Here is a 20989-nt window from a genome sequence, read left to right as displayed (position 1 = left end):
AAATCGTATTTCCCGCCTTTTTTATACTTATGCTGCGACAGTCTTTATGGGCAATTGCTGCGGCGGCCTGTTTTTCGGCCATGGCCGCATGCGTAAAATTCTGCAACGGAACATTCGGTTCGCTCGAGCTGGTTTTTTACCGCTCGGCGTTCACGACTGTTTTTATCCTCTGCCTTTGCGTAGCGAAAGGCTGCTCGCTTAAAACTCAGTACCCATTCCTGCACTTAAAGCGCGATTTCTACGGTTTTGCCTCGGTTGCGATCTGGTTCTTTACTCTGGGAAAACTTCCTTTAGGCACCAATATCACGCTGACCTACTGCACGCCGCTCTTTTTAGCGGCTAACTTTATTATTTTGAGCCGCATCCAGAAACGTAGCGCACCGTGGGGCTCAATCGGCGCTATCGCATTAGGCTTTCTCGGAATTGTTCTTCTTGTGCGCCCAAACTTCTCCGAAAGCGAATTTATCGCCTGCCTGCTATGTCTTTCGGTTGCGCTGATTGACTTATTCGGCTACTGGCAGCTGAGATTTTTAGGCCGTGTCAAGGAGCCGTCTCAGCGCGTGGTGTTTTATTTCGCTTTCACAAGCATGATTGGCGCCGCGCTCGGGGTGCTCCTCTTTACGGACGGTTTCCACAAACCGACCTTGGACAACTGTATTCCCCTTGCCTTAATGGGACTCTTCGCAACCGGCGGCATGCTTGCAGCTACCCGGGCATGGATGGGCGGAAATATGCTTCTTGCCGCCTGTCTCGGTTTCTCCGCTATTCCTTTCTCGGAGCTCATCGGCATCGTCCTGTTCGGCAATATACCGTCTCTGCTGTCCATCCTTGGCATGATATGCGTCTGCATTGCCGGAATGTTCGCGACGGTCTTTACCAAAAGAGAAGAGAAACTGCTTAATGAAGCGGCCGAGAAATCCGCTTCAGCTCAATCCGAAAAACAGTTTCAGCCCAATAATTGAGCACTTTTTTGCGGAAACCTTCAGCTGCAGCCGATTTAATTCGTTCGTTTCCAGAAAAATCGAAAAAAATAACTTCTAAGGGCTATTGGGCAGATATAATTATTAACAATTTAATAATCCTAAATATCCCAAAGGAGCCTTTATGCAATCTCTTACGCTGATTTTGTCAGCCGTTATTGTTGTGCTCACCGGCTGGGCGATTATTAAAAAGTTCCAAGTTAATATGGTTCTTTTCCTTGCCGGTCTTCTGCTCAACGTTTTGGCTGTTATGAACGGTGCAACGAACTTCCTTCCGAAGAACGCTGCCGCAACCGGTTTACTCGGTTTCGATTTCTTCGAATTATTCCGCGCGATCTGCCGCACACAGATTGCCGGCGTCGGTTTCATCATTCTGGTCTCCGGCGGTTTCGCTGCATACATGCAGGCTGTCGGCGCTTCCGACCGCTTCGTCACAGTCTGCGCAAAGCCGATTCAACTTCTTAAGAATCCGTACCTGATCCTGGGTCTCGTGTTCATTGTCGGCCACTGCCTCGGTCTCGTGATCACTTCGGCCGCTGGTCTTGCCATGCTTTTGATCGTGACGGTCTATCCGCTCATCATCAGCGTCGGCTGTTCTCCTCTTGCCGCAGCCGCGGTTGTCGCGAGCGTCCTCTGCGTCGGTTACGCGCCTGCCTCCGGTGTCGCGGTTATGGCTGCCGAATTGGTGCACCTTGACCCGGTTGAATACCTTGTCTCTTATCAGCTTGTTATGGCCGCTCCGGTCGTTCTCGTTATGGCAATCACACACGTGATTGTTCAGAGATACTTCGACAAGAAAGACAATGTTCACGGCGAGGTTGCCGACATCGCTGAGCTTGAAGCCAAGAGAAAAGAAATCGAGAAGACTCCTCTGATTTACGCAGCAATGCCGGTTCTTCCTCTGGTTCTTCTGCTGATCTTCAACAAGATGGTTTACAAGACCATTACGATGAACGTTGCCACAGCGATGTTCCTCTCTTGGTTCGTCTGTTTCCTTGTTGACCTTGTTGTCCGTCGCAAAGCCAAAGAATCCTTCGATCTTTCGTTTGCAATGTTCAAAGGCATGGGAAGTATCCTGACAAGTACTGTCGGTCTTATCTTCGTTGCCGCGTTCTTTGCTAAAGGTCTGCAGCAGGTCGGCCTTATTACTTACCTCATCGATATCGCTAAGAACTGCGGTCTCGGTGTTACAGGTACCGGTGTTGTGCTTTCCGCGATCATCGGTGTCGTGACAGTCCTTACCGGTTCCGGTGTTGCCGCCTTCACCAGCTTGGCCCACGTCATCCCGGATGTCGCTCAGCACCTCAACTCCAACGGTATCGCCATCATGCTGATGATGCACACTGCTTCTGAAATGCTCCGCGCTCTCTCTCCGGTCGCAGGCGTCATCATTATCGTGTCCGGCTTCGCAAAGGTCAGTCCGTTTGCCATTATCAAGAGAACGGCAATCCCCTGCGTTGTCGGCTACCTCACCATGCTGATCATTGTCTCTGTGCTCTTCTAAACACTTGACATTAGTCTGCCAAGACCGCCTCAAAAGAGGCGGTTTTTTTGCGCTTTTGTTTTAACGAAGGTCAATTCACTTTGAGGGTCATCCGCAGCGCAAAAATAGAAATGCCTCCCGGACTTATCTTCCGAGGAGGCACAGAATTCAGGTTTTAGTGAGTGTTAGCTTCTCAGGACCCGAGTCAGGAACGCGGCTGCCGCATCTCTTGCAGCGGGCAGATTGAAGAGTGTGTGCGGCGCACCGGGCAACAGCACAATCTGCGTGTTCGGATTGCTCGCAAGCACTTTGCCCGCATGCCCCAAAGCGCTGGGATTATCGAGGTAGCTATTGACCTGACTGAAGAATTTATCCGTTGCACTCATGACATTGAGCACCGGAAGCATATCCGGAAGGTATGAGTTATGAGAGGCAACGTGATAATTGTCTTCGCAGGACCAGGAGAAGATCATGCGGCCCTTTTCTGCGATCATGCCTTCTTCCGGTTTGTAGCGTGCCGCAGTGACACCGCCTTCGCTGGTTCCTGCAATGATCACTCGTCCGTCGCACCAGGGAACGTTTTTAAGTTCGCGCATTGCGTAATTGAGTTCAGCCAAACGCATGCCGTGAACATCCTCATAGTCAGCGGCCGGAACAGGAGAAGAATAGATCAGACGATCTTTTGTCTGCATAGAATCGGGAATCACAACCGCGACGCGCAGCGCATCGGCAAGCCAATAAGCAAACGTTTTAATCTGCGCATTGACGCCGGAGCTTCCGTGCATAAAGACAACGGTCGGGTGCGATGCGGTTTCATTTGCGAACTCGTTCAGCAGACCGACTTTGGGCGCGCCGCCTGCTTCCGGAAGCACCACGTAAGCATTGACAAAAGTCTCACGAAGCGTCGCTTCGGTATGTTTTCTGACGCTTCCCTGCAGCGAGCCGGTATATTCAATAGTCATGACTTCTCCTTGATCGGTTGGTTATTTGCATATCCTTCTTATTTTATTCGTTAGGCAGTGGCAGCAGACGAAAAACAAGCGGAAACTTTCTTAATTTCAATGATTCAAATCTTTCATTCCGCTTCGGGTGCGTCTGACTAAACAGCAATATCTCTGGCCGGAGATTTGCCAAAAAGCCGCTTATATTCTCGACAGAACTGCTGAACACTCTGGTAACCGACTTCAAAGGCTGCGGCAGTAGCAGAGTAGTTCTGATAAAGCATCAGACGTCTGGCCTCATGGAGTCTCAGTCTTTTCTGGTACTGGAGCGGCGACTGAGAAGTCACCGCCTTAAAGTGCGCATGGAAAGTGGACGGAGCCATAAAGGACATTTCTGCCAGTGTTTGAATACGAAGAGGTTCTTTGTAGTGTTCTTTGATCCACTGCACGACCCTTGCGATTCGCTGATTCGGCATGTCTTGAATACAGAGCGCTCTCAGATTGGCGCATTGACCGTCTGTCAGTGCGTAGTAATGAATTTCTCGAAGGACGGATGGCAGAAGCATCTGCATATGCTGCGGGTTGTCCGATAGTCGGATCAGTCTTTCGAACGCATTGACAATTTCCGCAGAAGGCTTGGCGACACAGAAGGCATTGGGCTCCGAATCACAGGTCGGCAGGCTGTCGGGCATTTTCTCCATTAATTCAGAAAGCAGCTGAGGATCCAATTTAAGCGAGACAGAAATAAACGGTTCTTCTTTGCAGGCTCCTTCAATCCTAAAGGACGTCGGAATTTCAACCGATGTAACAATCATCGTGTCGCCGCCGTAGGAATATCTGAGTGAACCGATATCAATAACCTTGTACCCCTGAACAATAATGGCGATCGAAAGAGTGTAAAAGCAGTTTTTATCGATCGTATCTTCTGTGATCACGTGAAGATTGAGGCCCGGAACCTTGCGCCAACCCTCGTCATGTTTTTGCCATTTATCTTCAATCAGTGTCTTAAGTTCTTCGCAGAGTGTTTTTGCGGCCTGACGGCCTTTTTCGCTTTTTCTGCTCTGCATACACCTTTTCCTTGTGTCGATAAGAAAATCACATGACGTCTGAAGCGCAATTTACGCCTCAGCCCAAATTTAAATGTACTCGATCACAAAAAAGACAAAAAGAAATGATCCTCTTGACATATTGCCCGATCCTATGACCGTTCAATAATAACGGTTAAAAGGTACGCCCAATATTCCGAAGATTTGACGGAAGTTCAACCCGTTTATATTGTCAAAAATTGGCGCACTCGGGAAAATAGGATGTAGGAAACTTCTGCGCGTGACCCTGATCACGAACCAAGGAGAATCCCGGAGAGAAAAAAACGATTCCGCGCCTGACAGAGGTACGAAGAAAAAACAAACCGCAGAAACAGCAAAGCCGCCCAACCGGCGGCTTTGAAAATAAATGGTGGCGTCCTCACGGGGATTCGAACCCCGGTACCGACCGTGAAAGGGTCGTGTCCTAGGCCTCTAGACGATGAGGACAATTGCTTTCCGGCTAATGCCGAATTGCTTAAAACTTGGTGGAGGTAAGCGGGATCGAACCGCTGACCTCTTGCATGCCATGCAAGCGCTCTCCCAGCTGAGCTATACCCCCACAGACTTCAGTTGTGCAACTGAGTCAGGAATTGTGGCGTCCTCACGGGGATTCGAACCCCGGTACCGACCGTGAAAGGGTCGTGTCCTAGGCCTCTAGACGATGAGGACAATCGCTTCCCGGCTAATGCCGAAATGCTAAAAACTTGGTGGAGGTAAGCGGGATCGAACCGCTGACCTCTTGCATGCCATGCAAGCGCTCTCCCAGCTGAGCTACACCCCCGAAAGAAGAGCGATATTAAGGAAGAATTTAATTCCTGTCAACTCCGCCATCAATATTCGCTCAATAAAAAGTAAAAATTAGTTTCCGGCGCGCTGTTGGGCCCACTGATCCATGCCTTCCTTCAGTCGCGCAAGAACTCTGTCACGACCGATGAACTGGAGTGTTGCATCGATTGACGGAGTTTTTTCGGCTCCCGTTGCAAGCACACGAAGCGGAATAGCAAGATGCAGAACCTTGACGCCTTTTTCGTCCATGATTTCTTTCATCAGGCCGTAAATATTGTCTTTTTTCCAGTCAATGGAAGGCGCTTTCTCGACGAAGAGTTTCATCGCTTCAAAAGAGGCCTCTTCTTTATCTTTCAGCAGTCCGGGAAGCGAAGAGGCGTCAACAGGGTTATCCGCAAAGAAGAGCATGGAAGCGTCAGCCAGAGCCTCAAGCGTGTTTTCACGTTCCTTGAGGAAGCCGACCAGGCCGCAGAGGTCTTTAACCTTAGAAAGATCCGCACCGCGTTTTTCCAGTCTGGGCTTGAGCAGCTCAACCAGACGAGCGTTGTCGGCCTTCTTCATGTACTCATGGTTAAGCCACAGAAGCTTCTTCATATTGAACTGGGCCGGAGAGCGGCTGCAGTCGGACAGATCGAACCATTCGGCAAGCTGTTCGCGCGTGAACATTTCATCGTCGCCATGGCCCCAGCCTAAACGAGCCAGGTAGTTGAAAAGCGTCTCCGGCAAAAAGCCCATTTCGTCATACTGCATTACGCTCACGGCGTTTCGGCGCTTAGAAAGCTTCTTGCCGTCTTCGCCGTGAATCAGGGGCAGATGCGCAAATGTTGGCAGCGGAGCGCCGATCGCTTTGTACAGGTTAATCTGTCTCGGAGTGTTGTTAATGTGGTCGGCACCGCGAATGACATGGCTGATCTGCATGTCAAAGTCATCGATCACAACAGCGAAGTTGTAGGTCGGAATGCCGTCGCCACGCATAATGACGAGGTCATCGAGTTCGGTATTAGAAACACTGATCGGACCATAAACCGCATCGTTCCATGTCACAATGCCGTCGTCCGGATTACGGAAGCGGATCACCGGAGTGACACCGGCCGGAATTTCTTTACCGACCGCGTTTTCAGGACGCCAGCGCCCGTCATAACGGGGTTTTTCACCACGGGCCTTCTGTTCTTCACGCAGCTGATCAAGCTCTTCTTTTGTTGTGTAGTCTTTGTATGCCAAGCCTCTTTCGAGCAGGTCGTTGGCAACCTGACGATAGCGCTCAAGGCGGTTCATTTGGTAAACGACTTCTTTATTGTCGTAGTCGAGGTTCAGCCATTTCATTCCGTCAAGAATGGCCTGTGTCGCTTCAGCCGTGGAACGTTCCTGATCGGTATCCTCGATGCGAAGAAGAAATTCTCCGTCGAAGTGACGGGCGACAGCCCAGCAATAGATTGCAGTACGGGCGGTTCCAAGATGCATCATTCCAGTCGGACTGGGAGCGATTCGAGTACGAACTTTCGTAAACATAGTCTTTTCCAAACAAAACCTTAAATAGTTAACTTCCCGCCATTTGCGAGACATAAGGATTAATTTTAACGCTTACAGATGCGCTTCGGATTCAGTATGAGGATTTTCGTTCTAAACGAGTCCATTGTTCACCGCGCATAAAAGGAGCGCGGTTTACCAATGCGTTTTACTGCAAATCACGGCAAATACAGATGTGGGCGGAGAACGGACCGAGTTTTCGGGTTCTAAAAAGAAAGAGGCCCGAAGGCCCCTATCCTGTGTTCGCTTCTCACTAGCTGACGAACTGCCAGAGAATCAGCAGCACGAACTGTCCGGAAAGAATTCTCAGGAACATCGCAAGCGGATAAACCGTAGAGTATGCAATCGCCGAGCAGCTCTTTTCCGAAAGCGTATTCGCATAGGCCAAAGTCGGAGGATCGGTCGTGGCACCCGCGATCATGCCGACAATCAGGTGGTAGTTGAGCTTATAGACGACGCGCGCAACGCATCCAACGATAATGAGCGGAATAATCGTGATAAAGAGACCGAGCACCGCATAGAGCACTCCGTTGCCCTCAGTGATCGCTCTTACGAACGGAGCTCCGGCAGCCAAACCGACACTGGCAAGGAAGAGCGCAATACCGAGCTCTCTAAGCATCAGATTCGCAGAAGCCGTGGTGTAGGTCACCAAATGCAGACGCGGCCCCCAATAGCCCAGCAGAATCGCGACAATGAGCGGGCCGCCCGCCAAACCAAGTTTCAACGGAACCGGCATGCCCGGAATCGCAATCGGAAGACTTCCGAAAAGAATGCCGACCGCAATACCAAGGAAAATAGATATCAGGTTCGGATGATCGAGTTTCTTTTCCTGATTGCCGAGTTTGTCGGCAAGGCGGCGAATAGAACGCTCAGGGCCGACGCAGTAGACGACGTCTCCAAGCTGCAGCGTCAGATTCGTATACGGAAAGAGCGTCATGCCTGCACGGAAGATACGTGTGATATTGACTCCGTCATAGCGGCTCAGGTGCAAATCATGAACGGTAATGCCGTTGACTTCCTCACGCGTCACGCGGATGTTTTTAGCGGTAATCGGAGAGCTCTCAGTCGCCAGATCAATGTCCGTCTCTTCCTTACCGCAGAAGGTCACAATTGCGTCCTTGTTCTCTTCGGCCGCGACAATTCTCATGACGTCGCCGACGTGAACTACGTCTTCCGCGTGCGGACTGATAATTTCTCCGTCATGCAGCAGACGGGAGCAAATAAAGGGACGGCCGATAAAATGACGAATCTGTTCGATGCGCTTACCTTCCAGACCCTGATTCACAATACCGACGTGGAAAAAGATCGGCACGTCCGAATTCTCCTTCTCCGCCTCTTCCCACATTCTGTCCTCTTCTTTGAGATCAATGCGGAAAACCAAACGAATCACAATCGCCGTACCGATAATCGCGACGACACCGAGCGGATAGGCGCACGCATAGGCCACAGCGATATCCTCGCCTTTGTAGTCCAGCATACTGAGCGCTTCCTGAGTCGCGCCAAGACCCGGCGTATTGGTTACAGCGCCGAAATACACACCGAGCATCTGAGCCAGTGAGACGCTGTCGGAGAACATGAAGAACAAAGCGATCGTTACAACGAGACTCAGTCCGACTGCGAGAAGCGTCAGAAGATTGAGCTGAATGCCGCCGCTTTTAAATGACGAGAAGAACGAAGGACCAACCTGAAGACCGATGAAGAAAACAAAGAGGATAAGTCCGAAATCCCTCAGAAAATGCAGAACCGTTTGATTCACGGTCAGACCGAGATAGCCGGCGGCAAGACCTGCAAAAAGAACGAAAGTCACTCCGAGAGAGATGCCAAAAACTTTAATTCGGCCGAGTATCGTGCCAACGGTAATAACGAGCGCGTAGACCAGAAGAATATGCCCTACCGAATTTTGGTCCGTCCATAGGGCTGTTAACCATTCCATGCTTGTGCCTAATCGATTTGAGGTTGATTAAAAAGTTATATCTGTCAGGATGTTGTCTCTGATAATTTTAGAGAAAATCCTTTTTCTTGACATTCAGCCGAAGGCTATAGATTGATGGTTTTCACTAGCAAAAATTGTGCGTTTTATAAATATCCATTTTGCATTTTTCGCAAACAAGTTGCTTCAAAGATGCGCTGACTGTCGGAGCCTTGGCAGGCACTGCAAAAAAATAACCGGACGCGTCGCGCTGTTAATTCAGCGTTCCGCGCCCGGAGCAGGAGCTGTCTTCTCTCAGCCCCTCTGCCAATTAATTAGGCACCGGCGTAATTAGCGCCCTCAATTTTTCTGTCTTCTTCTTTTCCTGCTCTGCGCAGTCCGAGAACGATCGCGGTAATGACAGCAACGCTAAGGACGATGCAGACACCGGCGTAGGCCGGATTATTAGAGAAGCGTCCGACCTGGTAGACGATCGTTGCCGAACAATATCCGACAGCAGTTGTCCACAAGGCGGCAAAGAGCGCCCAGCGGGTTCCGACTTCTCGATAGACAGCGCCCATCGCAGCTCCGCACGGGAGGTACAGAAGAACCATCAGCAGATAGGCAAAAGCACCAAGTTCTCCATCGTAGAGACGGTTCATGGAAGCAATCGTAGAAGACTTAACTTCCTGAGCTTCAGCCTGCTCTTCGACATTGGAAAGGTCGGAGTCAACCGAGATACCCAGCGGATCAGTGAAGAACGCACCAATGTCACCGAAGTTTTCGGAGATAGAGCCGACAGCTTCTTTGAAGGATTCCGCAAGATTAAATCCGCCTTCTTCCTCTTCTTTAGCCTCTTCACCTTCCGGCGCTTTCTCATCCATGGAAGAGTAGAGAGAATCAAGCGTGCCGACCACCGCTTCTTTAGCGAGAATACCGGTGAAGACACCGACGGCTGCCGGCCAGTTTTCTTCCTGAATACCCATCGGCTTGAAAACCGGAACGATGCTCTTACCGATCTGTGAAAGAACAGATTTATCAGAGTCTTCGTTGCCGAACGTTCCGTCTGTTCCTAAAGAATTGAGGAAGCAGAGCACCGCGACGAGGACGACAATGACTTTACCCGCGCGGACTACGAAGCCTTTTAGACGATCCCAAGTGGAAAGCAGAAGATTTCTCAATGTCGGCAGATGGTACGGCGGGATTTCCATCAGGAACGCGCCCGATTCGCCTTTAAGTGCGGTTCTCTTCAGCATAAAGCCTGTCGCGACAGCAACTGCGATACCGATAAGATAAAGCGCGAACACCAGATTCTGACCATTCATCGGCCAGAAAGCGGTTGCAAAAAGAACGTAGACCGGAAGTCTTGCTCCGCAGCTCATGAACGGAGCCATGAGAACTGTCGTGATTCGATCGGATTTCTTCTCCATCGTGCGAGACGCCATAATGGCCGGAACACCGCAGCCGAAACCAACGATCAGCGGAACGAAGGATTTGCCGGGAAGTCCGAGCGCACGCATAAAGCGATCCATAACGAAAGCGGCTCTCGCCATGTAGCCCGAATCCTCAAGGAAGGAAAGCGCGAAGAACATGCACGCGATCACCGGCACAAATGTCGAGACACACTGAATACCGCCGCCAATACCGTCGGCAAGAATGGTCTTAAGCCATTCAGGAGTGCCAAGATATGTCAGCAGCTCTCCAAATCCGTCAATAAAGATCGCTCCAAAAAGGATATCGAAGAAATCTATAAACGCTGAACCGATATTGATCGCAAAGATAAACATCAGGTACATCACACCGAGGAAAATCGGAATACCGAGCCAGCGATTCAATACGATCTTATCGATCTTGTCAGTCAGCGTCTGACCGGCCTGACCAGCTCTGACGATCGACTGCTGAGACACTTTAGAGACGAACTGATAACGAACATCAGCCATCGCCATATCGACGTCTCCGTCATATTTAGCATCAATTTCCTGTAGGATCGGCTCGGCTTCATCAATGGAGATACCCGGGAAAACTTTTAGAATCTCCGCGTCGCCTTCAACAAGCTGTTCAGCGACCCATCTGGATCTCGGAATAGCTTGTTTAGCAAGAATTGCGCCAACCTTGGTAATCGCATTTTCAATATCCGCGCTGAAGACGATAGGATTGGCGGCCGCTTCCGGCTCACTCAGTTGTTTATCGAGTGCCTGTTTGAGCTCTTCAATACCTTTTTTACGACTCGCGACGATACCGACGACCGGGCAGCCAAGCTCATCCTGAAGTTTCTCAAGATTGATTTCAAGACCGTGCGTCTTAGCGACGTCAAGCATATTGACGACCACAACCATCGGGATTTGAAGTTCCAGAAGCTGAGCGGTCAGATAAAGGTTGCGTTCCAGGTTAGAAGCATCGACGATATTGATAATAGCCTGCGCTTCAGAGCTTGCGACATAGTCACGCGCCACTCTTTCATCTTCACTGACGGAAGAGCTCGGCTGAAGCGAGTAGATGCCGGGAAGGTCGACGAGCGTGATTTCGCGCTTATCGATATTGAAGCCGCCGGTTTTCTTTTCCACCGTAACACCGGGCCAATTGCCGACAGACTGTTTCGCGCCGGTCAGCACATTAAAAAGAGTTGTTTTTCCGCAGTTGGGATTGCCTATGATGGCAACGATATTCTTGTGGGTCATGATGGCCGCCTATATTTTTTCAACTTCCAGGACATTAATTTCGGCCTTCCGAACACTCAGGAAGGAACCGCGGATTTTGATTTCCACCGGATCTCCCAAAGGTGCGACTCGGCTTACCTCAAACTCAGTTCCGGGAAGAGCTCCCATAGAAAAAAGTCTTCGGCGGTATTCATTGCTGCCGGGAAGAATTTTTGTGATTCTTCCGCGTTCTCCGGGAACGAATTCGTGAAGTTTCATAATTTCCACCTCGCTTTTACTTATCAGACAGAACGACTTTGACTAAGTCAGCGATATCCCGGTTGACCGCAATTCTGCCGTCGCCGACGGCAACCAGAAGCGGCGCGCCGGGATTATTCGCAAGGACGATCACGGAAACACCGCGCTGCAGTCCGAGTTCGCGAAACTGTCGAATAACGTTTTTATCCGACGAGCTCACTTTTGCGACAATCGCCTTTTGATCGGCTGATAAATCGGTCAGTCTCAAAGCTTGGAATGCCATATGTGTTTCCTTGTCTAAATCTGTTCTTAGAATTCGTGACGCATGCCTACGCCAAGGCTCCAGTTTTCGAAGTCGCCTCGGACTTCAGCGGTCTTAAGTGCTTTGCCGCCCTTTTGCCATGCGCCCCAGCTGTAAACCATCGTGCGTTTGGAGAGCGGGTACTCGTAGGCCGCGCCGACACCGAGACGATCGAATTTGTCACGATCGGGAGCCGCGTCCGCATCCTCCAGCGTGACCTTGTCCATAGACTTGATCTTGCCAAAGCCGTAGTTAACCGCGGCCTTGAAAGTACCTCCCGCGGCAGGAACTTCCGCGCCCAGCGTAAAGGCGTTCTGGTTCAGACCTTTGCCGGAAAAGACCCAGTCTTCAGACTGATCGAAGCCGTGGAAATGAGAAGCGTACTGATAGCCGAAATAAACCTTAGCGGCTTCAAAGTCGTAAGCCGCGCTCAAGCTGTAAACCATTGTCGGTTTCACATCGTCTTCGCCCTTATTGTCAAAGCGTTCGACGATACCGGCGAGGTTTAGACCGCCGATTTCATAAGTTGCGCCGATACCGAAGTAGTGGGCGTTGCGGCTCCATTTCTGCGTATCGGCTTCTGTACCGTTGGAGTACTGCAGATGAAGCTGCAGGCCGCTGAATTCCGGAGAACTGTAATGAACGGTGTTGTTATTGATCTGCCCGGTAACAAAAGCGTTTCCGAGACCAATCTGAAGATAATCCGTTCCGAAAGGAGACGCATCCCAAATGGAATAAGTTCCTTCATAGGAAGCGAGGCCGCCGATACGGCCGAACGCAAGGGTGCCGAATCCGCCGCTCACATTCAGAGAAGCCTGTTTAGCCCAGGCAAGTCCGGATTCACCTTCCGCACCGTCATCCATGGTGTAGGAGTTTTCGAGGTTAAAACCGACGCTGTAGCCATTGCCGAGTTCTTCGGTTCCTTCAAGACCCCAAACACTGCCTCCGGCAACGCCGTCCATCAGCTGAACGGTAGCTTTTCTTTCTGAACCGCAACCGCTCCATCGATAGAACCGTAAAGCGTTACGTTGCTTTCAGCAAGTGCAAAGGGAGCAGCTGTCATGACGACAGCTGCAAGGAGTGTCTTAGAGAATTTCATAATTTTGCCTTAATGTGTAATTGATAATAAGAAACATTCCTATTAATCAAAATAAGATATTTTTTTGAATTAACCGCCCTTTCTGATAACAAACCTTCAAAAGGCTGTTTTTTTCTGACGAAGAAAAAGCTGTTTTCTTATGTAGAAGAATTCGTTTATTTATATGATTATTTTAGATTAATTTATATCAATCACATACATATTCATTCTAAAGGCAAACTTTAAGTATTTTCCCGTACTATTAATTTTTGTTGCTTAAATGAAACAAAACCGACTCGTACGAGTCGGTTTTTTTGAGAATGATTTTCCTTTCTAATATTTCACCGGCGCACCGAGTTGCTGATTTAAAAGCCAATCTCTTGCGGCGCCAATCTTATAAGCGTAATCAAAACTATACATATGTTCGCTTCCTCCCTCCGGAGGGAGGACTGAACCAGAGGTAAATACGATGAAGTTTATCGGGTTTCCTCTTTGGAAGAGTTCTTGGGCGAGCATATTCTGTTCGTCTTCCGGAAGTTTTGCACTCCACTCTGCCGCACTGTAAGGAAGTTCATCCTCTCTCAGCAAATTGAGTATCTTTTGAATTTGCTGTCCGGCAGATCCGTCTTTTCCGGCAGCAAAGAAGATGAACTTATCATCAAGCAGCTTATCGTAAGTTTTAGGATCCCAGTGACAGTCCACAAACATACCTGCCGCGAACAATTCAGGGAACTGGGTCATGAAATACATCGACATCATGCCCCCCATTGACTGACCGGTTGTGAAAAGCTTGCGCCGGTTAATCGGAAGAGTTTTGAGAAGCGATTCCAATAGACGAATGGTCATATCCACTTCCTCTGTTCGTTCATATGAATCGTTGACCGTGACGCCTGAATACTCAGGGACAAGAACAAAACAGGGATGCTTGCTTTGGAAATCAGGCTCTGCAAATACCAAGGCTCCGTAGCCCTGAGTTATGGCTGCATCAATAGAGCGGCCGGGAGTACTCGCATCCGCCATGAAAAGCACCAACGGGTATTTCTTACCTCTCACAAGGTGTTCAGGCGTATAGAGTGAATAGTTAAGGATCCTGCCGGTTTTAGGATCACTGAACTGCTGCGCCTTAAACTTAGTGCCGACGGTTTGGATCAGGCCTTGGAGGATTGGGTCGTCCGTCTTGTCGATCACCGGACCCTGGGCCCGGGCGCCCAGCCAGGAGCCGCCTTTTTTTTTACCATAATCTGCGCAGCCGCTTAAAGCTGTCAGACTGAGAACTGAAACATATTTTAAGAATTGCTGTCTTTTCATCTAGTTACCAGCGTCACCGCCGCCCCTATTAAAACGCAACGGAGGCTAGTGTAAGTTTCGTTGATTTTCTATGGCAAAGACGGTGACCAAATATGGCACAAGCTTTGTAAATGTTTTAAAGAGGAAAGGAGGCCGCTAAAGTCGGCATTAATCCGCAGATTTTTGCAGATTTTATACAGAATTTTTAAGCTAATTTATTGATTTTGCAAAAAAATGGTGCACGATACTGGTTTCGAACCAGTGACCCCTGCCGTGTGAAGGCAGTGCTCTACCCCTGAGCTAACCGTGCACTTGAGATATGGGATTCTACACGAATTTAGAAGTTTTGCGAAACGCTTGCCTAGAAGTGACCAAACGACGAATTAAAAGGTTTCGCTCTCGTCACCCGCTCAACCATCGAAGCAAAAACCAAAGTAAAACGCCCAAGACTGCAATCCCTGGGCGCTCAAAGAAAAAGGTTTACCATCTACCTGAAAACCTTAAACGTTAGTATAAAGTTAGTCTTGCGATTTCTCATTAAGTTAGTGGTCGCTTTGATTCTTATGCTTTACTGCTAGCACCTGAGTAAAAGGCCCCGTTAGTTTTCCGCTGGCGGGGCCCGGGTGTTTTTAGATCGGATATAAAAGAAGAACACCGAGGCTGCGACACTTACGAAACTGTCCTGGAATCTCTTCGTCCCGTGTTGACAAGCGAAAAAAGAGCTGAACTTCACAATGCGAGATGAGAATTTGCAAAGGATTTTGCGAGTTTATTTTTTCTCGACGCCGAAAGTCCCATCCCTCAGAGCTCCGATTTGGCATCTAGAGTCCAACCAGCGGCACCACGCTCGCTCGTTTCACCATCTGTAGCTGTTATTACCTATGCCACTTCCAATCGAATTCTTATAGCCGCCGAGACTGATAAATCCTTCGGCTTTCCTCGGAAAACCACTGAGCAAAGATTCTGAACCTTGGCGTGTTCCACGATGTCTTCGTCAGAACCGTAAAAAGCGGAGCGGTCGGTTTTCTCCAGATGCCGAGAATCGGCACAAGAGTCCCTTTTTCAATTTCCTCAAGGCAGAAAAATCTTGGAATATCAATCGCGACGCCTTTGCCTTCCAGGACGGCTTTTTTTATTGTCCACAGACTGTCTGAAGAAAAGTAGTCCAAACAGACAATCGGTTTTTTCTCAGTTCCGCGATAAAGAAATTTAGTGGATTCACGCTCGCGGCCTCCGTATGCAAAAACACGAACCTTTTTAAGATCCTCCACAGTATCGAGCGGAGCGAATTTCTCAATAAAATCGGGAGACGCCACCGCTTCGTACGTGTTGATTCCTCTTTCTATCATTACCAGATCATCAGACTTATCAGGAACAGAAGTTAAGGTAATGATGTCCACTTTGCAGGATCGGAGCGCGGTCAAGCCGGAATCAACGCGGGTCTCAAAGCGCACGCCCGGATAAATTTCACAGAAGCGATCCAGCAGATTCACCAAATGCGTACTTGCAAAGCCTGCCGCCGTAGAAAGACGGATTGTTCCCTTAATCTCATGCTCTACTTTGGAGATATTGTCATAGGCTTCGTCTAAAGACTTCAGCGGACCGCTCAATCGGTTGTAGACCATCAGGCCGTAATCCGTCAGATTAAGCTTGCGTCCGTTTTGGCTAAACAAGGGATGGCCAACTTCCTCTTGGAAGGCGCGCAAAGCGCGGCTGACCGTTGACTCATTCACGTCAAACCTGACGGCAACAGCTGAAATTCTTTGAAGCTCGGCAAAAGCAATGAAATACCTCAAGTTCCCCAGATTATTTCTCAGCATTTGATTTGGCCTCCGCTTTACATTACTTGCATTTTACGCAAGTAATAAGTTGCATATCAATGCATTGTATGAATCAGTTAAAACTTTTAGCATCAATCTCATAACGAATCATCACAAACCACACATAACAACAACCAACCTCAAACCACTCATAACCACCATGAAAGGAAACGATCTGACAGCTGCGGCGGCAAATCAGACCGCAGCCCCTTTCTTAAAAAAAGAACCGAAAGACGAATTCTTCTGGCTTAGCCAAATGAACAAAGCCTCGGTCATTACAAACCGCGAGCGAGGCCTCCTTTCCGAGGAAACTGCAAAAAAAATTGCAAAGGCTATCTGCCAAGTCATTGAGAACGGCTGTAAGCCCGGAGCTCTGAGACCCTCACGCGTCATCAAGTACGAGCCGCTCCTCATCGAAGCCGCCGGCCTTGACGCAACCATGCTTCACGTCGGTCGCTCAAGTCAGGACATGCATGCGACTTATTACTCCACCATCATGCGTGACAACGTTCTTGCATTGGCCCGCAAGCTTGTCGGCAGCATGCGGATCCTCAACACGCTTGCTAAAGACCATACGGAGACCATCGTCCCGAACTACACCAACGGTGTTGCCGCTCAGCCCAACAGCTATGCGCATTACCTGCAGGGCTTTCTTGCCGGCTTCAAGCGTGACAGCAAACGGCTCGAACAGTTCTATGAGCGTTTAAATCTTTGTCCGATGGGAACAACCGTTCTTAACGGAACCGGCTGGCCGCTTAACCGCGAGAAAATCGCTGAGTATCTCGGTTTTGACGGCCCCGTCGAAGACGCATATGACGCCGCTCAGATTAAACCGGTCGATGAACCGACCGAACTCTCATCAATCCTGACCTCAATCGCGCTTCATGTCGGCACTTTTGTTCAGGACGTTTCTGTGCAGTACGCCCAGCCTCAGCCCTGGATTCTCCTGCAGGAGGGCGGCGACAATACCTATGTGTCTTCTGCGATGCCTCAGAAACGGAATCCCGGCCTAATGTTCGGAGTTCGCGAAGCGGCAAGCGGGGTTCTTGGAGAGGCTCAGGCTGCGGTTTTCAGAGCGCACAACATCGTTCCGGGAATGATTGACCCGAAGCGCGTTCCTGCCAACAGCTCGATGGTTTCCAGCACAATCAAGATGCTGACTCAGTTTGACAAGATGCTCCACGCCCTCAAGATCAGCCCGGAGAGAGCGCTCAAAGAGCTGAACAGCGATTGGACCGCCTCGCAGGAAATCGCGGATGTTTTGATGCGTGAGTACAAACTGCCGTTCCGCGTCGGCCATCATGTCGCAAGCCAGATTGTCTCTTATGCGAAAGCAAATGACTTCAACCCGACAAATTTCCCATACGCCCAGGTCAAAGAGATATACGCGCATGTCATTAAAACGGAATACCCGTCGGCTAGCGAAGTCTGCCCCATGAACGAAGAGGAATTTAAAACGACGCTGAATCCGAAAACCATTATTGAGAACCGCCGCACATCGGGCGGTCCGCAAAAGAGCGAAATCAACAAAGCGATCGCGCGTTCTGACCAAGCGATTGCCGAGCATGAAGCTTGGGCTGTCAGTCAGCAGGAGCAGATTGTCCATGCTCTGGAATTGCTAGACAAGGACTTCCGTCAGTTATTGGGTTAACCGGTTTTCTCCTCATCCTATCCGCAGCATCCCTCCTGCCTGATTCGGATAGGAAATTAAATCCCGGGCGCCTGCAGCCGCAGTACACCCGGGATACTTTTTACCCGCGATTATCTATTGCGTTTCAGGACTTCTTCCACACCTTGATTCGCAAGCTGATCGGCCATTTCATTGCCTTCAATGCCGTCATGTCCCTTGACCCAGATCCATTCAACCTTGTGTCGGCTGGCAGCTTCATCAAGTTTTTTCCACAGATCGGCATTTTTAACCGGAGTGCCCCCCTGAGTTTTCCAATTCTTCTTTTTCCAGCCGTAAATCCATGCGGTCATCCCTTCCTTCACGTACTTGGAGTCTGTATGAAGCTTCACGGAGCACGGCTCAGTCAATGTATTAAGAGCGTTGATCGGCGCGATCAGCTCCATCTGATTGTTTGTGGTATTGAGAGAGCCACCGCAGAGCTTGCGCTCATGACGGCCGTATTTCAGCCACGCACCCCAGCCCCCGGGCCCCGGGTTTCCTTTGCTTGCGCCGTCCGTCCAAATTTCTACCTGTTTCATTCTTTTTTACCTTCAAACTGAGAGCGGCTGCCCTCCTCTAGGCGCGCTCCGGTGCCGAGAAAATTAAACTTTTTCGTAATGGCTTTGCCAACCAGCTTCGCGCCCAAAGCTTCTTTGATCGCGCTCAGCGCAAAAATCGCACCGCACTGCGGCCACCACCTGTCACCGGCTTTTTCCAGCCAGGAAGACTCTTTGTGAGACTCCGGAGAAAACGACCAGCTGTAGCGGCCGAAGGTGCCTCGATCCACATGGAAGGACAGCAGAGATAACCAATCTTTCAGCTGAAACACCGACATAAACTGCTTACCCGGGAGAAACACCTTTGCGCCGAATTTCTGCAGATGGAAACGAATGCCCCAAAGACTCGTCAGATTAAACCCGGTAAGCACCACTCTGCCGCCGGGAATTAAAACTCTGCTCACTTCGCGCAGCAACGCATGCGGATCTTCGGCCATTTCCAGCGCATGAGGCAAAAGCACCAGATCGAGACTTTCACTTTCAAACGGCAGCTCACTATAAGAGAGCTGTATGCGGACGCGGCTGTCTTCGAGCTGAGTCAGAGGACGCAGACTGCGTTCTCCGATCACCTTGAGCGGAATACGGTTATCGCTCAGAAAATCGATGCCGGAGGCTCCGATCTGTACGGCATGGTACCCGAAGCAGTCTGCGACCAAAGCGTCATACTGCGCCCGCTCCCACCGCAGAGCATACTGCCCGAGCGCTGATGAATAAAACTGCGCAAGCGTGATATTTGATGTCATATACCGTGAACCTCATCGGAAAAATCAAGTTACATCGCCTAGAGCTTTTCCGTCGGAAGTACCATAAATTCGTTTAAATTAGCGTTTTATTGTATCGTGTCTTTCTTCAGTGACTGCAATGTACTTAAAAACCTCGTTCCGCATACTAGCTATTGCCCTTGCTTTGAGCTGTTCGACCTACGCGACGGCTTCAGAGCCCGATCAGGAAGAAATCAAAGAGATCGTGACGCCGGGCGCGGATGATGACGAAATCTATACCGTCTGGACACGCATCAGAGACGGTTTCAAAGTACCTGACATGCAGAACAGCGTTGTGGAAGCCAACGTCGCTAAATACTCAAAACGACCGGATTATCTGCAGCGCATGGCGGACCGTTCACAAAAGTACCTTTACCACATCATTGAAGAAGTTGACGCGCGCGGCATGCCGACCGAAATCGCGCTGCTGCCGTTTGTTGAAAGCGCCTTTGTCACCAACGCCAAGTCCAGAGTCAAAGCCGCGGGTCTCTGGCAGTTCATGCCCGCGACTGGAAGAGATTATTCGCTCGATCAGACCATGTGGCTCGACAAACGCTACGACGTACTGCAAAGCACATCTGCGGCGCTTACCTATCTTCAGAGGCTTTACGACGAATTCGGCTCCTGGCCGCTTGCGCTGGCAGCCTACAACTGGGGCGAAGGCAACCTGCGCCGCGCGATTAAGCGAAATCAGGCGAAGGGTCTTCCGACCGACTATATGTCGCTGAAGATGCCTGATGAAACCCGCAACTATTATCCGAAGCTTCAGGCTATCAAAAATATCGTTAAAGATCCCCGTAACTTCGGGATAAAGCTTCCCACGGTATACAACGAACCTTTCTTTGTTCAGATCTTCAAAGATCAGGACATCGATGTTAAGCGTGCGGCCCAATTAGCCGGAATGTCTCAGGCAGAATTCAGCACGCTGAATCCATCCTTTAACCGTCCCGTCATTGTGGCCTCACACAACCACTCCATGCTGATGCCGACCGATAAGGTCGACACGTTCGTGGAGAACCTCGTGACATACCGCATGAGCGGAAAGCCACTTTCGAGCTGGACGACTTATCGCGTCAAACCCGAAGACACCATTGCTTCCATAGCGAAGAAAGCGCACATGTCGGAGGAAGCGCTTCGGGAAGCCAACCAAATACCTTCCGGCAGACGCATTAAACCGGGCTCACTCGTTCTCGTCAGCCGCGACAGCGGTCTTGGCGATGCAGAAGATATTTCCTCGGACACGATTGACGCTTCCTTCGCTCTCGCTCAGGACTTCCGCCGCGTCTCCTACCGTGTCAGAAAAGGCGACACGCTGCCGCGCGTTGCACGTCGTCTCGGCGTATCGACTAAGACTATCGCCTCGAGCAACCGCCTCAGAGGCCATCGTCTGAAAGTCGGTCAGATGCTTTACGTCAATGTCCCGGTTAAGACTCGTCAGGTTGCCTCCAAGCCTCCGGTTACAGAAAAAGCCTCAAACGCCAAGTTCTACGTTGTGCGCAAAGGCGACACGCTTTTCAGCATTGCTCAGCGCTACTCTATTTCCGTAAACGCCCTTAAGAGTGCCAACCATCTCAGCAGCAACAATGTTTCCGTCGGACAGCGTCTTACGATCAACGCAAGCGGTATTCCGACCAAGCAGGCTGTGGTGCTTGAGAAAGTTCCCGAGAAAGTTCAGAAGCGCATTAACGAGCGACCTCTTGCCAAACAGCGTACACATAAAGTGCGCAAAGGCGACACGCTTTTCTCGATCGCGTCTTCTGCAAATATGTCGGTCAATCAGCTGAAAGCGCTGAACGGACTAAAAAACAACAGTCTTCACGTAGGTCAGACGCTTAAACTAAGGTAATCCGATACCACTCTTTAGCAAACTCGCTTAATATCTTATGATTCTTAAAAAACTTTCTAAGGATC

17 protein-coding genes and 5 tRNA genes are annotated in these 20989 nt (G+C 50.0%); 4 read left to right on the top strand and 18 right to left on the bottom strand.

Annotation, left to right across the window (positions count from 1 at the left end; all coding sequences use genetic code 11):
* Nucleotides 1-29 precede the first annotated feature (29 nt).
* Nucleotides 30-962, top strand: a complete 933-nt coding sequence (locus tag E5987_RS08360) for a DMT family transporter (RefSeq protein WP_160335639.1) — start codon at nt 30-32, stop codon at nt 960-962.
* A gap of 142 nt (nt 963-1104) precedes the next feature.
* The gene (gene dcuC, locus E5987_RS08355) at nt 1105-2484 is read left to right on the top strand and encodes a C4-dicarboxylate transporter DcuC (RefSeq protein WP_160335638.1); all 1380 of its coding nucleotides are present in this window, start codon (nt 1105-1107) and stop codon (nt 2482-2484) included.
* A gap of 164 nt (nt 2485-2648) precedes the next feature.
* Here the strand turns inward: dcuC and E5987_RS08350 are convergent, their stop codons facing one another.
* From E5987_RS08350 to E5987_RS08280, 16 genes are all read right to left on the bottom strand, one after another.
* Nucleotides 2649-3425 (bottom strand): dienelactone hydrolase family protein, encoded by a 777-nt coding sequence (locus E5987_RS08350; protein WP_160335637.1) that lies wholly within the window; start codon nt 3423-3425, stop codon nt 2649-2651.
* Between the two features lie 137 nt (nt 3426-3562).
* Nucleotides 3563-4471 carry an AraC family transcriptional regulator gene (locus E5987_RS08345; RefSeq protein WP_160335636.1) on the bottom strand — a complete coding sequence of 303 codons (909 nt, stop codon included), beginning with the start codon at nt 4469-4471 and terminating at the stop codon, nt 3563-3565.
* Between the two features lie 389 nt (nt 4472-4860).
* A tRNA-Glu gene (locus tag E5987_RS08340) sits at nt 4861-4936 on the bottom strand.
* A gap of 36 nt (nt 4937-4972) precedes the next feature.
* Nucleotides 4973-5048, bottom strand: a tRNA-Ala gene (locus tag E5987_RS08335).
* A 34-nt stretch (nt 5049-5082) separates the two neighbouring features.
* Nucleotides 5083-5158: transfer RNA gene (locus E5987_RS08330), tRNA-Glu, on the bottom strand.
* A gap of 36 nt (nt 5159-5194) precedes the next feature.
* Nucleotides 5195-5270, bottom strand: a tRNA-Ala gene (locus tag E5987_RS08325).
* Nucleotides 5271-5347: 77 nt separating this feature from the next.
* Complete coding sequence (gene gltX, locus E5987_RS08320; protein WP_160335635.1) at nt 5348-6784, bottom strand: glutamate--tRNA ligase; 1437 nt, start codon at nt 6782-6784, stop codon at nt 5348-5350.
* Between the two features lie 271 nt (nt 6785-7055).
* Nucleotides 7056-8735, bottom strand: a complete 1680-nt coding sequence (locus tag E5987_RS08315) for a putative transporter (protein ID WP_160335634.1) — start codon at nt 8733-8735, stop codon at nt 7056-7058.
* A 311-nt stretch (nt 8736-9046) separates the two neighbouring features.
* Nucleotides 9047-11389 (bottom strand): Fe(2+) transporter permease subunit FeoB, encoded by a 2343-nt coding sequence (feoB, locus tag E5987_RS08310; RefSeq protein WP_160335633.1) that lies wholly within the window; start codon nt 11387-11389, stop codon nt 9047-9049.
* 9 nt (nt 11390-11398) lie between these two features.
* Nucleotides 11399-11626, bottom strand: a complete 228-nt coding sequence (locus E5987_RS08305) for a FeoA family protein (RefSeq protein WP_160335632.1) — start codon at nt 11624-11626, stop codon at nt 11399-11401.
* Between the two features lie 16 nt (nt 11627-11642).
* Nucleotides 11643-11888: a ferrous iron transport protein A gene (locus tag E5987_RS08300; RefSeq protein WP_160335631.1), complete on the bottom strand. Its 246-nt coding sequence runs from the start codon at nt 11886-11888 to the stop codon at nt 11643-11645.
* A 26-nt stretch (nt 11889-11914) separates the two neighbouring features.
* The gene (locus E5987_RS08295) at nt 11915-12868 is read right to left on the bottom strand and encodes a porin (RefSeq protein ID WP_237178775.1); all 954 of its coding nucleotides are present in this window, start codon (nt 12866-12868) and stop codon (nt 11915-11917) included.
* A complete protein-coding gene (locus E5987_RS13080) occupies nt 12868-13005 on the bottom strand; it encodes a porin (protein WP_237178774.1) in 138 nt (45 codons plus the stop codon). Before E5987_RS13080 ends, E5987_RS08295 begins: the two co-directional genes overlap by 1 nt.
* A 312-nt stretch (nt 13006-13317) precedes the next feature.
* The gene (locus E5987_RS08290; protein WP_160335630.1) at nt 13318-14292 is read right to left on the bottom strand and encodes a carboxylesterase family protein; all 975 of its coding nucleotides are present in this window, start codon (nt 14290-14292) and stop codon (nt 13318-13320) included.
* A 214-nt stretch (nt 14293-14506) separates the two neighbouring features.
* Nucleotides 14507-14581, bottom strand: a tRNA-Val gene (locus E5987_RS08285).
* A gap of 592 nt (nt 14582-15173) precedes the next feature.
* Entirely contained in the window at nt 15174-16091 is a 918-nt protein-coding gene (locus E5987_RS08280; RefSeq protein ID WP_160335629.1) for a LysR family transcriptional regulator, read from the bottom strand.
* 160 nt (nt 16092-16251) lie between these two features.
* On the opposite strand from E5987_RS08280, the gene E5987_RS08275 reads away from it, so the two are divergent.
* On the top strand, nt 16252-17742 hold the full coding sequence (locus tag E5987_RS08275; RefSeq protein WP_160335628.1) for a lyase family protein: 1491 nt from the start codon (nt 16252-16254) through the stop codon (nt 17740-17742).
* A 110-nt stretch (nt 17743-17852) separates the two neighbouring features.
* Here the strand turns inward: E5987_RS08275 and rnhA are convergent, their stop codons facing one another.
* Nucleotides 17853-18299, bottom strand: coding sequence for a ribonuclease HI (gene rnhA / locus E5987_RS08270; RefSeq protein WP_160335627.1), 447 nt, complete (start codon nt 18297-18299; stop codon nt 17853-17855).
* Complete coding sequence (locus E5987_RS08265; protein ID WP_160335626.1) at nt 18296-19060, bottom strand: class I SAM-dependent methyltransferase; 765 nt, start codon at nt 19058-19060, stop codon at nt 18296-18298. Before E5987_RS08265 ends, rnhA begins: the two co-directional genes overlap by 4 nt.
* Nucleotides 19061-19178: 118 nt before the next feature.
* Between E5987_RS08265 and E5987_RS08260 the strand changes: the two genes are divergently transcribed.
* Nucleotides 19179-20924, top strand: a complete 1746-nt coding sequence (locus tag E5987_RS08260) for a lytic transglycosylase (RefSeq protein WP_160335625.1) — start codon at nt 19179-19181, stop codon at nt 20922-20924.
* The last annotated feature ends 65 nt before the right edge of the window (nt 20925-20989 follow it).

The sequence above is a fragment of the Parasutterella muris genome (genome assembly GCF_009767915.1).
Taxonomy (GTDB): domain Bacteria; phylum Pseudomonadota; class Gammaproteobacteria; order Burkholderiales; family Burkholderiaceae_F; genus Parasutterella; species Parasutterella muris.
This window is presented reverse-complemented; position numbering and strand designations above follow the sequence as displayed.

What these genes read in the sequence shown, in the direction of transcription:
- E5987_RS08360 (WP_160335639.1), top strand. Translation starts at nt 30, where the DNA reads ATGCTGCGACAGTCTTTATGGGCAATTGCTGCGGCGGCCTGTTTTTCG.
- dcuC (WP_160335638.1), top strand. Translation starts at nt 1,105, where the DNA reads ATGCAATCTCTTACGCTGATTTTGTCAGCCGTTATTGTTGTGCTCACC.
- E5987_RS08350 (WP_160335637.1), bottom strand. Translation starts at nt 3,425, where the DNA reads ATGACTATTGAATATACCGGCTCGCTGCAGGGAAGCGTCAGAAAACAT.
- E5987_RS08345 (WP_160335636.1), bottom strand. Translation starts at nt 4,471, where the DNA reads ATGCAGAGCAGAAAAAGCGAAAAAGGCCGTCAGGCCGCAAAAACACTC.
- gltX (WP_160335635.1), bottom strand. Translation starts at nt 6,784, where the DNA reads ATGTTTACGAAAGTTCGTACTCGAATCGCTCCCAGTCCGACTGGAATG.
- E5987_RS08315 (WP_160335634.1), bottom strand. Translation starts at nt 8,735, where the DNA reads ATGGAATGGTTAACAGCCCTATGGACGGACCAAAATTCGGTAGGGCAT.
- feoB (WP_160335633.1), bottom strand. Translation starts at nt 11,389, where the DNA reads ATGACCCACAAGAATATCGTTGCCATCATAGGCAATCCCAACTGCGGA.
- E5987_RS08305 (WP_160335632.1), bottom strand. Translation starts at nt 11,626, where the DNA reads ATGAAACTTCACGAATTCGTTCCCGGAGAACGCGGAAGAATCACAAAA.
- E5987_RS08300 (WP_160335631.1), bottom strand. Translation starts at nt 11,888, where the DNA reads ATGGCATTCCAAGCTTTGAGACTGACCGATTTATCAGCCGATCAAAAG.
- E5987_RS08295 (WP_237178775.1), bottom strand. Translation starts at nt 12,868, where the DNA reads ATGGACGGCGTTGCCGGAGGCAGTGTTTGGGGTCTTGAAGGAACCGAA.
- E5987_RS13080 (WP_237178774.1), bottom strand. Translation starts at nt 13,005, where the DNA reads ATGAAATTCTCTAAGACACTCCTTGCAGCTGTCGTCATGACAGCTGCT.
- E5987_RS08290 (WP_160335630.1), bottom strand. Translation starts at nt 14,292, where the DNA reads ATGAAAAGACAGCAATTCTTAAAATATGTTTCAGTTCTCAGTCTGACA.
- E5987_RS08280 (WP_160335629.1), bottom strand. Translation starts at nt 16,091, where the DNA reads ATGCTGAGAAATAATCTGGGGAACTTGAGGTATTTCATTGCTTTTGCC.
- E5987_RS08275 (WP_160335628.1), top strand. Translation starts at nt 16,252, where the DNA reads ATGAAAGGAAACGATCTGACAGCTGCGGCGGCAAATCAGACCGCAGCC.
- rnhA (WP_160335627.1), bottom strand. Translation starts at nt 18,299, where the DNA reads ATGAAACAGGTAGAAATTTGGACGGACGGCGCAAGCAAAGGAAACCCG.
- E5987_RS08265 (WP_160335626.1), bottom strand. Translation starts at nt 19,060, where the DNA reads ATGACATCAAATATCACGCTTGCGCAGTTTTATTCATCAGCGCTCGGG.
- E5987_RS08260 (WP_160335625.1), top strand. Translation starts at nt 19,179, where the DNA reads ATGTACTTAAAAACCTCGTTCCGCATACTAGCTATTGCCCTTGCTTTG.